The organism is Bradyrhizobium sp. ORS 86 (genome assembly GCF_045571475.1).
Taxonomy (GTDB): domain Bacteria; phylum Pseudomonadota; class Alphaproteobacteria; order Rhizobiales; family Xanthobacteraceae; genus Bradyrhizobium.
This window is the reverse complement of the sequence record NZ_CP120699.1, coordinates 7,658,684-7,673,707: the sequence shown is the minus strand read 5'-3', so window position 1 is coordinate 7,673,707 and position 15,024 is coordinate 7,658,684. Positions and strand designations below refer to the sequence as shown.

12 protein-coding genes are annotated in these 15,024 nt (G+C 58.7%); 4 read left to right on the top strand and 8 right to left on the bottom strand.

What is annotated here, in order from left to right; genetic code table 11:
- Positions 1–41: 41 nt before the first annotated feature.
- The gene (locus P6U25_RS35425) at positions 42–935 is read right to left on the bottom strand and encodes a sigma-70 family RNA polymerase sigma factor (protein WP_407149368.1); all 894 of its coding nucleotides are present in this window, start codon (positions 933–935) and stop codon (positions 42–44) included.
- A gap of 102 nt (positions 936–1,037) precedes the next feature.
- Positions 1,038–2,171: an MFS transporter gene (locus P6U25_RS35420; RefSeq protein ID WP_407149367.1), complete on the bottom strand. Its 1,134-nt coding sequence runs from the start codon at positions 2,169–2,171 to the stop codon at positions 1,038–1,040.
- A 740-nt stretch (positions 2,172–2,911) separates the two neighbouring features.
- Here P6U25_RS35420 and P6U25_RS35415 point away from each other — a divergent pair.
- Positions 2,912–4,219: an MFS transporter gene (locus tag P6U25_RS35415; RefSeq protein WP_407149366.1), complete on the top strand. Its 1,308-nt coding sequence runs from the start codon at positions 2,912–2,914 to the stop codon at positions 4,217–4,219.
- 52 nt (positions 4,220–4,271) lie between these two features.
- The gene (locus P6U25_RS35410) at positions 4,272–4,511 is read left to right on the top strand and encodes a hypothetical protein (protein WP_407149365.1); all 240 of its coding nucleotides are present in this window, start codon (positions 4,272–4,274) and stop codon (positions 4,509–4,511) included.
- 50 nt (positions 4,512–4,561) lie between these two features.
- Here the strand turns inward: P6U25_RS35410 and P6U25_RS35405 are convergent, their stop codons facing one another.
- Genes P6U25_RS35405 through crcB (P6U25_RS35395) form a run of 3 tightly spaced genes read right to left on the bottom strand, consistent with a single transcriptional unit; the run spans position 4,562 to position 5,742 of the window.
- Entirely contained in the window at positions 4,562–4,903 is a 342-nt protein-coding gene (locus tag P6U25_RS35405; protein ID WP_407149364.1) for a DUF190 domain-containing protein, read from the bottom strand.
- Between the two features lie 2 nt (positions 4,904–4,905).
- The gene (crcB, locus tag P6U25_RS35400; RefSeq protein WP_407149362.1) at positions 4,906–5,343 is read right to left on the bottom strand and encodes a fluoride efflux transporter CrcB; all 438 of its coding nucleotides are present in this window, start codon (positions 5,341–5,343) and stop codon (positions 4,906–4,908) included.
- Between the two features lie 9 nt (positions 5,344–5,352).
- Entirely contained in the window at positions 5,353–5,742 is a 390-nt protein-coding gene (gene crcB / locus P6U25_RS35395) for a fluoride efflux transporter CrcB (RefSeq protein WP_407149361.1), read from the bottom strand.
- A 696-nt stretch (positions 5,743–6,438) separates the two neighbouring features.
- Here crcB (P6U25_RS35395) and P6U25_RS35390 point away from each other — a divergent pair.
- On the top strand, positions 6,439–7,422 hold the full coding sequence (locus P6U25_RS35390) for a cysteine synthase A (protein ID WP_407152707.1): 984 nt from the start codon (positions 6,439–6,441) through the stop codon (positions 7,420–7,422).
- A 708-nt stretch (positions 7,423–8,130) separates the two neighbouring features.
- On the top strand, positions 8,131–8,787 hold the full coding sequence (locus P6U25_RS35385; protein WP_407149360.1) for a hypothetical protein: 657 nt from the start codon (positions 8,131–8,133) through the stop codon (positions 8,785–8,787).
- Between the two features lie 9 nt (positions 8,788–8,796).
- Here P6U25_RS35385 and P6U25_RS35380 read toward each other — a convergent pair whose 3' ends face one another.
- The 3 genes from P6U25_RS35380 to P6U25_RS35370 all read right to left on the bottom strand — a co-directional run bounded on the left by P6U25_RS35380 (position 8,797) and on the right by P6U25_RS35370 (position 15,021).
- Positions 8,797–9,876 carry a tetratricopeptide repeat protein gene (locus P6U25_RS35380; RefSeq protein WP_407149359.1) on the bottom strand — a complete coding sequence of 360 codons (1,080 nt, stop codon included), beginning with the start codon at positions 9,874–9,876 and terminating at the stop codon, positions 8,797–8,799.
- Between the two features lie 319 nt (positions 9,877–10,195).
- Positions 10,196–13,012 (bottom strand): phospholipase D-like domain-containing protein, encoded by a 2,817-nt coding sequence (locus tag P6U25_RS35375; RefSeq protein ID WP_407149357.1) that lies wholly within the window; start codon positions 13,010–13,012, stop codon positions 10,196–10,198.
- 68 nt (positions 13,013–13,080) lie between these two features.
- On the bottom strand, positions 13,081–15,021 hold the full coding sequence (locus P6U25_RS35370) for a GMC family oxidoreductase (protein ID WP_407149356.1): 1,941 nt from the start codon (positions 15,019–15,021) through the stop codon (positions 13,081–13,083).
- Between the last annotated feature and the right edge of the window lie 3 nt (positions 15,022–15,024).

The window sequence follows — 15,024 nt, the reverse complement described above, 5'->3', positions numbered from 1 at the left end:
CCGTGACAGGACACGTCACGCAACCCGGTCTTTTGTGAAGATCACTGCTCATCGAGATTTGCCAGATCGATGCTGTGAAGTCTGTCGGGATTGGCGATGAGCTCGATCTCAACGATCTTCGCATCGTCGACAGTGAAGACAAGGACGAGGGCTGGTTCTTCGCCTCGAAACCACGCCGCTCCGACGGCGCCATTCACGAGCATAAGACGCGTCGCCGGCGCGCGCCCCGAGAACGCCAGCGCCCGTTTCGCAATGGTTGACGCGCCGCGAAGCTCCATTGCGACGTCGCTGCGTGCCGCGGCTTCGTCCGCCCGGAGCACGACGTCGGGATCGAGCACGGCGACGAGGGCATCGAAGTCACCGGCACGAGACGCGGTCAGAAAGGCTTCCACAATCTGACGCCGGCGAGCCGGATCAGCCTCGGGGACTGACCTTTCTCCCTGCACATGGCGGCGCGCGCGGCTCGCAAGCTGGCGCGTGGCTTCGACAGACCGCGCAACAATCGGCGCGATTTCGTCGAAGGGCAGATCGAACATGTCATGCAGGACGTAGGCGACCCGCTCCGCCGGGGGCAATCTCTCCAGGACGACGAGCAATGCCAGCCCGATGGAATCGGCGAGCATTGCTTCCTGCTCCAGGTCGATCACGTTCCCGCCACGCGCGACCGCCTCCGGCCCGAGCAAGTCCAGGGGCTCCTCGCGCCGGACCTTGCGCACACGCGCGCGCAGGATGTCGAGGCACACCCGCCCGACGATCGTCGTCAGCCATCCGCCCATATTCTCGACGCCATGTGCATTGGCGCGGCTGATTCGGAGCCAGGTTTCCTGCAAGGCGTCGTCAGCCTCGCCGACCGAGCCGAGAATCCGGTAGGCGACCTTCCGCAATTGAGTGCGATGAGCTGTGAACTGCTCCGTGAGCCATTCCCGTTCGCCCATCAGCCACATCTCCTTGGTGCCAATTCATCATAACTATGACGAATGGGCCCCCGGTCAGCGTGACAACGAGAACCGCGGGTTCCAACGCTTGTCAGCCACTGCTCATTCCGCTGCGGCGTCGGCGACGGGTTGCAAGCGATCGGCCTCCTCGGCGCTGATGGTCGGCGCCGATCCTTCCAGGGGCCGCCCGGACGTCTCACGCATGAACAGTACGGCAACGAGGCCGGCCAGCGCCGCCAGCATCGCGTAGTAGGCGGGCATGTCATCGTTGCCGGTGACGCGCACCAGCCACTCCGCCACCAACGGCGCCGTTCCGCCGAACAGCGAGGCCGACACGTTGTACGCGATCGACAAGCCGCCATAGCGGATCGCCGTCGGAAACATGGCCGGCAGCGTTGACGGCGTCGTTCCAATGAAGAGCGTCTGGCATAGAGCCAGGACCAGGAGGCCCGTCAGGACCGCGACAATGGAACCGTGTTGCAGCAGCCACAGTGACGGCAAGGACAGCGCCAGGTAGCCCACACAGGCTGCGAGCAGTACCGGCCGTCGCCCAACCCGGTCACCCAGCCAGCCGACGCACGGAATCGCCGCCAGCATCACCATCATGGTCAGCAGATTGAGGGAGAGGCTGTGCGTCGTGTCGTAGCCCAGCGTTGCCGACAGGTAGTTTGGCATGTAGGTGAGTACCAGGTAATTGGTGACGTTGAGCGCCAGCACCAGGGCCATACAAAGCAGGACAACGCGACGGTGCTCGACGGCGATGTCGTATAGTCGGCTCCCGCCGGACCGCGCGTGCGCTCTCTTCTGTATTGACGCGAATGCCGGCGTCTCCGAGAGCTTGAGCCTCAGATAGAGCCCGATAACGCCGAGCGGTCCGGCAATCAGGAACGGCACCCTCCAGCCCCATGACTCCATCGCTGCGTCGCCGAGCGCCGCCGTCAGGCCGGTGACCAGGGCTGCGCCCAGGACGAATCCCGAGATGGTCCCGACCTCCAGGAAGGACGCGAGGAATCCGCGCCGTCGATCGGGTGCGAACTCGGTGACGAACGTGGAGGCACCGCTGTACTCGCCGCCGGTCGAGAAACCCTGCACCAGGCGCGCGGCAAAGAGCAGAACCGGCAACCAGATGCCGATCGATGCATGGCTTGGGATCAAACCGATCGAGAAGGTGGCCGCCGCCATCGCGATGATCGTGGTGGCGAGGATGCTTCGGCGACCGATCCGGTCACCGAGCATTCCGAAGAAGAATCCCCCGATCGGCCGAGCCAGAAAGGCGACTGCGAATGCGGCGAGGCTGGAGAGCAGTTGGTGGCATCGACGAGGATGCGACCCAACGACAGTGTCGGCTTCAGAGCGCCATGTCGAGTTCTGTCTTTCCGGTAGCGGAACTGGCGCGCCAGCGTCGACGAAGATGGGCACTACAGCCTTGTCAAAGCGCAGTGACGACCGTCTGAGCCCGCGACAGGCCGCGCTGGCGCAGCCGCGGGGCATCGCAGCATCGCGACCCCGTCCCACTGCAGCATGCCTTCGTTGACAGCCGCCAAGTCGCGCTCACCTTGGTCTCTCCCCGCTGGGTAAGGATTGAAAGAAGGGTTGTTCCTCTCGTGATCTCTCGTTTGCTCGCCCGTTCATTTGTCTGTCTGCATGCGTGGGTATCTGCTCATCTCTTCCACGATGATTCCCTATCCGGAGATGCGCTCCAACAAGCATGTCCGCGAAGATCGTTGACGTGGTGCAACCGTCCCAGGCGACGTCAATCGCAACCGCCGTTTGTTCCTTCCGGTTCGCAGGCCATCGATCGCGTGCGGTCATCACGATTCGAACGCGCAACCTTTGCCTTCGAGGCAAAGGTTCCAAGGACGATCTGTCCAGACACGCCGCTGAATTGGTATGCAGCTTTTTACCCATTGATCTGTCTTGCCAATAGATTGCGAATTCGATGAATCTGGGCGCCGATGACTGTTGGATCGATCCGCATGCCGAAGACCTTGCGCCCGATCGTGTCGTTGCTGCTGGGGCTCGCGTTCCTGCTGGCAGGTAACGGCCTGCAATTCACTTTGCTGCCGTTGCGCGGCAACGCGGAAGGATTTGACGAGCTTGCGCTCGGCGTCATCAGTTCAGCCTATTATGTCGGCTTCGTCAGCGGCTGTCTGCTCGCGCCTTACCTGATCGTGCGCGCAGGGCACATTCGCGCCTTTACAGCAATGGTGGCGGTGGCAGCGGCCGTGGCGCTTGCCTACGCGCTCGCACCGGTGGTCGCGGCCTGGATCGTGTTCCGCGGTGTAACTGGCCTCTGCCTCGCCGGTCTCTATCTGGTGGTCGAGAGCTGGCTCAACGATCGCGCCTCGAACGAGACTCGCGGGCTCGTGCTGTCGGCTTATGTGGTGGTCAATTATGGCGCCATCACACTTGGCCAGGGTTTGGTGACGCTTTATCCGATCGCCGAGCCTGGGAACTTCATGGTGGCCGCCATGCTGTCCTCATTGGCCATCGTCCCGGTGGCATTGACCCGCGCGGCGCAACCCGCACCGATCACCATCGTCAGCTTTCGCGTCGGGCAGCTATATCACGCGGCGCCGGTCGCGCTGATCGCAAGTTTCATGATTGGAGCGGCTAACGGTGCATTCTGGGGCCTTGCGCCGCTGTCGGCCGCCGGCAGCGGACTCAGCATCGATCAGGTAGCGCTGTTCATGAGCACGGCGGTGCTGGCTGGAGCGATCATCCAGTTGCCGGTCGGCCGTCTATCCGATCGCGTCGATCGCCGCTGGGTTCTGCTTATTCTCTTGATCGGAGCTGCCGCCGCGGGCGTTGCCTCGTGGCTGATCTCCGCATCGGGAACGACGCTGCTGCTATTCGGCATTCTCTTCGGGGCGCTCGCACTGCCCGGCTATTCGCTTGCCGCGGCCCATGCCTACGACAAGACACCGGCGAGTGACGTCGTACCGATCGCCGCTACAATCCTGCTCACCAACGGCCTCGGTTCGGTGGTCGGGCCTCTCATTGCCGCCACCTTCATGTCGGCGGAAGGACCGCGCGCGCTATTCCTGTTTACCGCGACTGCCCAGGCGTTGCTTGCGGCCTACGTATTCTATCGCACACGTGTCCAGGTCTCGCTTGCCTCCCCGCGAAAGACCGAGTTCGATCTTGCCACAACCGCACTCGTGGGCACGGTGGTCACGCACGATGCGCTGGATCCGGCCGATCCCTCGATCGTTATCCCGGAGGGTTATGCGCGTGCACCCATGCAAGCCGGTGCCAGGTCGGCTCCGCCGTCGGAGCGCTGACGGTTCGCTGCTTGCCGTGGCATCAGGCGCCACCCTCATTGGGACGCCAACCATGCGCGTTCAAGTCGAGCTCCATCCCAATGACGACGGCACGCCGATGCTGCGGGCGCTTCATTTCGATAGCCGTCGGATCGAGGTCGTTGAAACGGTCGATCAATGGTACGGGCCGGACTACCGCTACGTCAAAGTCCGAGGCCACGACCGGGCGTTGTACATCCTTAGGTTCGACGAGACGCGCGCTGACGAAGAGCGGCGCTTGGCCGCCAAAATGTTGCTCCGGAGCCCGATGTGACTTCGACTGTCTGGCCCCGCGCGGCAAGTCGCAACAGCTTGCGATACGGCCTACGCCGTCGTGTCTTCCCCATATCGCAGGACCTGAACCTTTTCCAACGTGATCAGCCCACTCGTCATGATGCCATCGAGCACCGGCAGGAAGCCGTTTATGTTTTCCTCGCTGTCGACGATCTCAATAACCAGTGGCAAATCTTCAGAAAGGCGGAGGATCTTTGTCGTATGGAGTCGGCTCGACTTGCCGAAACCCATCGGACCGCGCAATACGGTTGCACCGGCGAGATGCCGTTCGCGCGCCTTCAGGACAATCGCCTCGTATAGCGGTGATCCGTCACACTGATCGTCCTCGCCGATAAATATCCGGAGCAGGACAGCCTGTTTCGGAAGTTGCATCGTTAGCTCCCCTTCAAGCGGTTAAGTCGGCTCGCGATTGTTTGGCCCAACCATACTGAAACCAGCCAGGCGATGGTGGAGGCGACAATGTACATCAAAGCCGTTTGTTTCATTCCCGAATGGAACAGCCTGAAGGTTTCCAGGCTGAACGTCGAGAATGTTGTGTAGCCTCCGCAAAAACCGGTCATCACGAACTGGCGTTGCCGCGCGCCGGCGAAGAGCCTCCCGTCGGGACCCGTCAATACAGCGTAGAAGCCAATGATAAAGGACCCGGTGGCGTTGATGAACAGGGTGGCCCATGGAAACTCTGTTCCTGTCTGCAGAGCCACTGATACAAGAAATCTTGTCAGGCCGCCGACGACAGCCCCTGACGCCACACAGGCGTAAAGCATCGCGGCATTCCATCGATCAGCCATCGTTGAATTGGATTTGCGCACCATGGGGATGGACTATGTCGAAAGCCATTCACTGAGCGAAAAGCCGCATGTCACCGCGGAAAGGCAGAGTATCAGCGAAAGTAAGACGTTGCCGACCGCGCGACCGGTTTCGCCATCGCGAGCCAGCGAAAGCGTCTGCAGGCTGAACGACGAAACCGTCGTATAGCAACCGAGAAATCCCGTCACGGCAAACAGCCACGGATTGGTTGACGCCATCAATGACGATTGATCGGTGGCCAGACCACCCAAAATTCCAATCAGGAAGGCTCCACTGACATTGATGATCATTGTGCCCCACGGAAAGGTCTCGCCCACGCTTCGGGCGACAACGCCTGAGATAAAGTAGCGTGCACAGCCCCCCAGCACGCTGCCAATCACGATGCAAACAAAGCCACTCAGCACGTCCGATGTCCTCTTTGAAGCCTGTTGTTACCGCTCAAGATCAATTTCTCTGATGATCATGTGCATTCTAGCAATCCCCGGGCCAACCGCTCGCCGGATCGCGACGATCGGGATCAGAACAGCGAGAAAGCGATAGGGTTGTCGATTGCTCTGGAGCCGCGACACCTCCGCTTTCGAGCACAAAACTTGATCCCGCCCAGAAGCAACAATGCAAGATCAGTCAGAATGCGGTATAGCCATCGGCACACCGCTTGTGGAGCTTGCTAGTTCGAACTGCATCGGGAGTCATGGCGGCACCTGTTGGTTCGGCGTCTCGTGATGCATTTTCCAGTTCCGGTTGCCTCTCCGCAAGCCGTCGCATCGGCAGCCTCCAAAAAAACAGCTTCAAAACCCAGGGGGATCGCACAAGGTGATCCGGTTACGCCTTGATAGCTGCTCTCTTGATCCATCCCGGATCGAGGCCATGGGCAATTGTGAAGGTGATCCGCAGTCGCGTTGACAAAACGAAGATTGTACGACGGGTGAAAAATGGCTCTACTGAGCCTTCTTTTCCGCTTCGGCATGTCGGCGCATTATCTCCTTGGGAGCGGCAAGCTCGGAATCACAGGCTTGCCAATCTCGCGTGCCAAGCGACAAAGAAGTTGCCGAGATGAACGCAAAAAGAGCATCAAGCCACCGTTCGGGCAGGGGCCAACCATGAATGTTCGATCTGGGTTTTTGGAATCCATTGGCAATACGCCATTGATCAGGCTGCACGCCGCGTCGGATATCACGGGTTGCGACATCTACGGCAAGGCCGAATTCCTCAATCCCGGCGGATCGATCAAAGATCGTGCCGCCTTGGCCATCGTCAATGACGCGGAGCAGCACGGGCTGCTCAAGCCGGGTGGCGTCATCGTGGAAGGCACAGCCGGCAACGTGGGTATTGGCATTGCGCTCGTGGCCAATGTGCGCGGCTATCGCGCCGTGATCGTGATGCCGGACACGCAAAGTCAGGAAAAGAAGGACATGCTGCGGCTCTGCGGCGCCGATCTTCGCTTGGTACCCGCCGTGCCGTACTCCAATCCCGGTCACTATGCCCGCTATTCCGGTCGCCTCGCTGAGGAACTGGGCGCACTCTGGGCAAACCAATTCGACAACGTCGCCAACCGCGATGGCCACTATCGCACGACTGGCCCCGAAATTTGGCAACAGACGGACGGAAAGGTGGACGGCTTCACCTGTGCGGTCGGCAGTGGCGGGACCTTGGGTGGAGTTGCGCGCGCTCTCAAGGAGCGCAATCCCAACGTGAAGATTGCTCTCAGCGATCCAATGGGCGCCGCCCTCTACAATTGGTTTACCAGGGGTGAGCTGACGACAGAAGGCGACTCGATTACAGAGGGCATCGGTCAAGTACGCGTGACGAAGAACCTTGAAGGCACGCCGATCGACATTGCTTACCAGATCACCGATGAGGAGGCGCTACCCGTCTTGTTCGACCTGATCGAGCATGAGGGGCTCGTGCTGGGCGGTTCAAGCGCGATCAACATCGTCGGGGCCATGCGGCTTGCACGCGATCTCGGCCCAGGCAAGACCATCGTCACCATCCTCGCGGACGGCGGCCAACGCTACCAGTCCAAGCTCTTCAATCCGGACTTCCTGCGCAAGAAGAACTTGCCGGTGCCGCCTTGGATGAAGTGAGGGCGACGTTCCGCTGGAGGAGCAGGAGCGCCTGTTGGTCGAGTCTCGCGCTTGATCGGAAGCGCAACGTGAACTGGGAGCGGCACAACCGCGAGTGCTCGTAAGCGTCTTAACGCGCGATTGTTGCGGGCTGCCGCATCGAGCGCGATACCGGCAGGCCTTGCAGTACCCAGTCTTATCTCGAAGTGGCGCGCCGGTCAGAACAAAACCCCGAACTCGCATGTAATTGAAATCTCACTCTGACGCAGCGAGGATGCGGATCGGGCGGTCGGGCGTCAACCCGCCGACGGACGGTGACAACCTCCTGATGATGTGACTGACGGTTACCAAGCCAGTCAGGATAGTCCTGTCAGCATAGTCCTGGCGCGACCGCATTCGCGTCTGCAAAGCAATCTGGTTCTCTTCATTTTGTGAGCCGTAAACGTGATCTGGCTCACAGATATCTTCTGAAAGCGGGGGTAGGAGTGCTGTGGTACTACTTGCGATTGATCCGCGGGTGACGTACCCTAACTACATTGAATTCATGGAGGCGGAATATGAAATCGCTTCTATTTGCAGCATTTATAGGCCTATCAGTTGCCGCTGGCTTTTTCTCTCCCTTGAGTCCGGCGGTCACGTACGCGATGGCCGATCCGCGTTAGCCCGGAGCGACACTCCCGAACGTCCGGGCATATCCCAGTTCCTGAGAGCTTCGTCCCGAGGCGACTCATGTTCATCATGTTTTTTCTTTGCCTGCTTGCGCTGCTGGCCGTCTGGGTTTTGGTACCGCTAATCCCAGCAGTCCTTATTTATAATCGCTTTCCCAATGCGCCGCTTGTTGCGAATGGCCCGCTGGCAGGCTTGACGATTAATACCGGTGGGGCGTTTGCGGCCTATTTAATTATCTTGTTGGTTATCACTCCACTGGTGTTCAGCGCTAAGGATTATATTCACGAGGCCACGCGACCATACTGGGAAATCAGGGGCGAGCTAGTTCTCCTTGATGAAACAGGAAATCCGATTCAAGTTTTGGACAACGTTCTCGATCGAATGGACGTGCGAACTCATGATCCTAACATACTAGGACACGACGGCACAACGTTAAGCTTCAAAATCCCCGAAGCAGACGATGGAAGCCTTCCCTCTTCAATTGAGATTTCGTTTCCGGATTCCAACTTCAAGGCTCAGAAGAGTATACCGCTGAGACAACAAGCATCGTCCGGGTGGAAATTTTGGAAGTGGTTTGATCAAACGGATACTACGGAAACGAGGGATATCTTTCGTAAGCGAATAAACGTCGGCAAAGTCATCATAAGACCGGTGCCGACTCCTCAAGCATACAATTCGACGCAGGGAATGGATAAACCTAAACTCGCAACGCAATAGGCTTTCGAGTTATTGAACGCCGTATTCGCGAAACCGATCTGCTATCGACGGATCTCCGCGCTTGGCGAGATTTATCTCCTCATTTCCCCCGGCCGCGTCTCCCTGTTTGAGCTTGGCAACGCCCTGTCCATACAATGACGTCGTCCGACCCGGCTGGACCAGCAGCGCCTGACCGTAGTCGGCGACAGCCTTGTCGTACTTGCCCATCTTCAAATAGACCAACGCTCGGCTGTCGAGTGAGTACGGATCGTTCGACTGAAGCTCCAATGCTTGATTGCAATCAAGCAGGGCGGATGGAAGATCCCCTATAATTGCTCGTGCCCAACAGCGATTATTCCAGCCGGTCGGATCTTTGGCGTCGAGCTGGATAGCCTGTCCGCAAGCCTCGATGGCGTTGCTAAACCTGCTGATCTTTATATACACACTGCATCGGCCCAGATACGCCTTGGCGTTTTTTGTATCCAATCGTAAGGCGTCATCGTATGCCTTTAGGGACTTGTCATATTCGCTCTTCTGGTTAAGGGCATTTCCCAATCCCACGTAAGTGTTCGCTTGGCTCGGATCGAACTTGATGGCGCGGTGGCAATCGTCAAGAGCTCTTTCGTAGTCCCCACGGGCATTGTATGCGAAGCAGCGATTGTTGAGCGCGTTGGCATATTTTGGGTTTAGCTCGATAGCTTTCGTGTAGTCGGCGATTGCTTTCTCGTATTGGCCGACACTTGTTCTGATGTTTCCTCTATTGTACAGCGCAACAGTATTGCTTGGGTCGAGCGCAATCGCACTATCATAGTCCTGCAGCGCTTGGTCGTAGTTGCCCTTGATGTTGTAATAGCCATTGCCTCGAGAGATGTATGCTTGCGCTTTCTCATGCGAGGATCGCTCTGCAGAAGTTATGACTGCCGTACAAGCAGGAATAAAGGTTTCGGCGGCTTCCTGAGAGCAAGTTGCCAGATCATCCGCTGCCGCTCTAGAAGGGATCGACGGCAACATTGCAAGTGTTGCGGCGACACACGCCGGTACTAGAATGCCCAACATTCGCTGGATTCGATGAACGGAATTCAGAAAGGGATTGGTTCTTCCTTTGGACATGTCCGCTGGCCCTCGTCTTCAAATGCAACTTCAGCTTGACCCGCGCCCCCGTTGATAGCCGTCTGCCTCCTCGCGAAACGCCATCGCGATCGCTTCGCGGATCGGTCCAGTCTCGCGCGGGAGACCGTCGAAAGTCCCTGAGCCTTGGGCTAGATCTCCGACAACGGGAACGACGAACGAAGGATCATCGCTCTCAAGCGATGCTTCCAGTGATCGGTCCCGCCGGCGTGCATACACTGCCGCACGCTCAAGCTCTGCTTGGAGGACACGCCGAAGCCACTCATTGCTGCGCCAGTGACTTCTCGCACTCACTATCTGGCTAGTCACCTAAGAGCTCGCTCGCTCGCACCTTGAGCCGACCCGGCTCAATGAGTCCCTCGTCCGGCCGCACGGCTTCGGGTGCCGCCAGAGATTCATCAATGCCGACACTCGCGATCCTGCTCCAATCAAACAGGAAGAGGTCCTGATAATAGCGGGCGATGTCCTGATCAAAAAAGATTAAGCTTGCGTCGCGATTGAGCGATGTCCCGGCGCGCGTCCAGTTGTGGCTCCCGACCACAACCGTCTCGCCGTCGATTATGATGCCCTTGGTGTGACAGTTCGTTTGAACGCGCACCTTAGCCTTGCTGGTATCAAATCCAAAATCTTTCATGCCGGTCAGTGTCTGGCGCATGGTCGGAAAACGGCGGAAGATGATGCGCACGTCGATCGCTTGGTTTTTCTGCTTGTCGAGCAGAGCCTGCAGCAGACTTTCGAAAACGTTTCCGTTCTCGCCGGATGCCCGCGCGTCCAGGGATTGGTTCTGGAAATAAACGCTCCTAGTCGCACTCTGGATAAGCGGCACCACGTGGTCAGCATAATTGTCTGGCGTAAGCAGCGGCTGCACCCGCACCTTGCGCTTGATGTTCAGCGGAGGGCGGTACTTGACCGCGACCTTTGCCTCTTCATCTGTCGCCCTGAAGTACGCCTCCGATACCCAGAACTCCGGGTCGGGGGGGGGCGGGGCCAATGCCTCCTCCAACGCGGCCGCCTGTGTTTCGTCGCGCAGGAGATATTTTTCGATGAGGGAGGCGAGAGGCTTGTTGGTAAGCAGGATATGCCAATCGCGATCATACCGCTGAAGCAAGGGCGGTGATTGATCGCCATCCTTGATTGGATCAAACGGTGCCTGGTTTGACGAACGCCAGCTCCCACTCGAGAGCCACATCTCCTGCTGGTCGCGAACGGCCACCTTGATGTGATAGGACGTCGCAAACAGGCGATTCGGACCTGACACAGACGCCCACGCGAAAGACAGGCGCTTGCGTGCCGCTTTGGTTAGAGTGTCGACAGTAGCCTGTTCAGTGAGGTCGTTGGCGGTCGTAGCCTCCTTCGTTTCATCTCGATTTTGCAGCACGAGACTCGTCTTGCGCCCCGCCGGCTTGATCGCCGCTACGCAGGACTTGACGACGTGAGGCGCCGTGAATTCGTACATTCCGATGGTTAGCTGCTTCTTCACGCGTCCGAAGAACGGTTCTAACATGGGCCAGCCGGCGTCCGGCCCGGCATGAGCCACCACCTGCATCGGCTCGTTGAATTCGACCAGCGGCATATTAGTTGGCTTCTCGTATTTGGCGATCAGTTCGCGCCGTGCCTCCTGCATGGCTTCCAGTGTCAGATAGGATTCGCGATCAGCGACGGCGCCGACGGCAACGTCGACAGGGATTCCATTGATCGATTCAGGGAGCGGCGTCAGGCCGGCCGCGGCAAGTTCCGCAGGCTCGAGCTTTTTCTTCACGGAAACCACCAAGCATCGCTCGTCAGTGATCCAGCCGTCGGTTACCCGGTAGCCGGGCCTGATCGAGATCACATCGGCCCGATTCAGCAAGGTGCGTCGCCCCTCAACCACGGCAGCGGTCAACGCGTCGGGCGAAGGCGGCTTTGACGCGTCGGGAGCGGGCCCCTTCGTGGTATCTCCCGGTACGACGGATAGGTTGAGATCGGCCGCACCGCCGGTCAGATCTCCGAGCGAAATTGTGATCTGCAAGGGAACGACAATTGTCGTGCTCGTCATGGCATCACCGGTCTGATTGAAGTTGGCCGAAGTGGTCGAACTCGTAGCATCCTGCGTCGCGTCCGAGGGCCGCGACGAGGCTGTGATGGAAGACGCCTGTTTGACGCGGGCGAGCAGCTCCGAGATTACGGGCGCCGGCACCGCGTAGTTGGTCTTGAGAAACACGCCCGAGAAGTGAAGCGCGGCCGCCTCACCCGTGAGCAGGTCCAGGACTGCCGACCCTGAATTGCCGCCCAATGTCGTGCAGTCATGCGTCAGGGCATCCGCTTCGAACCCGGTCACAAGACCGGGGGCAAAGCGCTTCTTGTCGAACACATTCCCGAAGATCTTCGCCATCAAATCCTGGTCCGGGATGCGCGGATCCTGCCCCGGATAGCCGACGACGCCGACCATCGTTTTGTTCGGCAAAAGCGCGCTCGCCAGCTTGATCGGACGCGCGAGCGGTCCCTTGCTTGGAGCTAGCCGAAGAAAGGCCACATCGGGCTCGGTATCGCGAGCAATATAAAGAATATCCCCGATCGCAAAGCGGGCTGTGGCTGGATTATCAATCTCCTCCAGGAAATCGATATCGGCAGCCACGGGATTCCGACGATCGAAACCGAGCTGAAACGCAAACCCGTTCGGCCCGCGCTCGGCGAATTCCAACGCAACGTGTCTGTTGGTCACGATCAGATTCTGCTCGATCAGCCAGCCCGTACCGACATAAGGCAGACCGATCGGCCAGTTTGTTGCCTCGACGCGGCCAACGGCCGCGATCGAAGGTCCGAGCACGGCGGCAGCTTGCTGTAGTCTCGTCTTCCAAACTCCATCCTCGGCGGAAGTTGTGTCCAGATCGATCTTTCCGTCGATCACGCCAAATACGGGCCGTCCGACCCGCTGCACGATAGACTCCAATTCAAGATCCGGCGCCGCGGCTTCCGCAGCAGGAAGCTTCGAGATGCCCCTCAGCCCTTCAACCGCATCCGATAGCCAGGACGGCTTGCGCCTGGCGCCAGCGAGCTTGCGGACATGTGCCGCGAGCTCCGGATCATTCGCCAAAATTCGGTTGCGCGCCCGTGCGAGATCTCCAACCGTGTACGGCATCTTCCTGCCCCGTCATACACCAACCGTTCAGGTTCCAAACCACGACGAACCTGTGTCTGAAAAAGCCGTCACGCACGCGAACTGAAGTCTTTGACGATGCTATCGGCTGTCCGGAACGCCAGCGCCGAAAGAGTCAGCGTTGGGTTAGCGGTACCCACGGTCGGAAAGGTGCCGCTTCCAACCAGATAAAGGTTTCGATGATCATGTGAGCGCTGCCAGGAATCGACGACTGACGTCTTCGGATCGTCGCCCATACGATAAGTGCCCATGACGTGACCCGCGCCACCGTAAGTGAGTGGTACCGATTTGCCGTCGATCATCTCCTCGAAGCCGGCGGGATCGCCGTCATGGCGCTCGGTGAAGTCCTGCGCTTTCAGCTTGCCGAAGATCAGCCCTTTCATGCGAAACGCCGTGACGATGCCCTGTCTCGTATAATCGGAGATGTCGTAGGCAATCTGCGGACGTGGCAAATTTAACCCGTCGGAGACCGAAGACAGCGTGACACGATTGTTCGGGTCGGGGTTTTGCTCGCACGCAAATGCAATCCGGAACTGTCGCGGAATCAAGTCGCTGAGCGTCGAAGCGAGGCCAGCGCCAAGCAGCGCGCTGTTGTCGGCTGCCAATTGACTGAATTTGCTCTTGTTGAGCCCACTGGAATTCATCCCGTTGATGAAATCCAGCGTCGTCACGTGGGGATCGGCGCCGAACGCGCCACCGCCAACCGTGAAATTCCAACCTTCGTTGCCGAAACTGACTCGGAAGGCGGCACGCGTGGCGCGGAATGGACCGTCACAGAGATCGCCGATAGCAGAGGTGATGAGCGGACCGCGATAAGGATATACCGGCTTTGAATTTGCAGGCAGCAACCCCCAGGTAACGTATTGAGGGTGGTCCATCAAATTTCGCCCGACCATGTCGCTGCTGTTGGCCACGCCGTTGGCAGTCCGGCCCCCATTCTTTGACATCAGCAGGAGCCGCGGCGTCTCAATACCGTTCGCGGCGATCACATATATCTTGGCCTTGATGCAACCATTTCCCGTCTTCGGTCCAGCCTCGTCCTTGTACGTGATGAAGTTGATCCCACTGACGAGATTATGCTCATCGACCAAAATCTCGCTGGCGACCGTACGATCCTTCAGTCTCGCCCCGTTATTCGTCGCTTCATTCAACGTAATGGTCGGATCATATTTGGCCTGGATAGGGCAAATTGGAATGCAATTGGTATTACCCGCGCAGGCGCGGCGATTTCGATAGGGCTGGGAATTGCGAGCCACCGGCAGGCTCCGCAGCCTGAGCCCGGTCACGGGCTTGTCCATTCCCAGAAAGTTGGTCTCTTCAGCGCTCAACTGCGCAAGGGCGGCGCCGATGCGTTGGTCGGATAGCGAAGGCGGAATTCTGGGCATCGGGTAGTTCTTGGAAAAGGTGATGCCGCAGAAACTTTGCTCCTCCACGTCACCGGACACACCGAGCTCAGCTTCCGCTCTGTCGTAGTACGGGCTGATCGTATTGTAGTCGATCGGCCAATTCGGCAGGTTTTTGTCGTACATCTTCATGCGAAAATCGTTCGGCACGAGCCGCGGTGTCTGGCCAAGCCAATGGGACGTGCCCCCGGCGAGGCGTTCGTAGGTGCTCTTGAAGGGACGATTGCTTTTGCTCTGATCAAGATAGGCTTGATTAGGATCCTTCCAGTTGGAAGCGGACAAGGTGAGCGAATTGGGCCGTCCGGCGGCGAGCTTCGCCGGATTAATGTTAATCACCTTGTCCTTGTTATTCGGATCGGGTTCAGTCAATGCCGGAGGGTAGGGACTCTCCGGCACTTTGACGGTCGCCTTGTAAAAGCGTGCCAGATATTCGTTGAAATTCGGCAGAACTCCCGGACCCGCCTCGAGAATAACGATATCGAGACGCTTCCCATTGATGGGCTTTCGGCTCAATTCTTTCGCGATCAGGGACCCGGCGAACCCGGATCCAATAATCGCGACATCGCACATGACGCAATCGTCGGCCACAAT